The 221-nt window shown below is 46.2% G+C and carries 1 protein-coding gene; it reads right to left on the bottom strand.

Annotated elements, in window-relative coordinates; translation table 11 throughout:
* Nucleotides 1–221 (bottom strand): type IV secretory system conjugative DNA transfer family protein (locus tag ACKTR2_RS10260; protein WP_407885039.1); only part of this gene is annotated, 221 nt, incomplete at both ends.

Raw genomic sequence — 221 nt, 5'->3', positions numbered from 1 at the left:
TTAGTAAGCTCTGGGCTTCGGGCATCCGCATAATTTCATCGGGCGTCATGAGCGAACGGCTCGTATAGCTGTAACTATCGCTCTTGCTGTGGCTTTCTTCCTTGCTATGACTGGTACTCTCACTACCGGTTTCCACTTTCACGGTTGATTTTCCTAACAGATCACTAAAGTATTTAGCGGTCACGTCATTAGCGGCATTCAAGCAAATTTTAACGGCATGA

This window comes from Furfurilactobacillus curtus, from assembly GCF_045862785.1.
Taxonomy (GTDB): Bacteria; Bacillota; Bacilli; order Lactobacillales; family Lactobacillaceae; genus Furfurilactobacillus; species Furfurilactobacillus curtus.
Note: the sequence above shows the minus strand (reverse complement) of the source record. Positions and strands in the feature narration are given on the sequence as shown.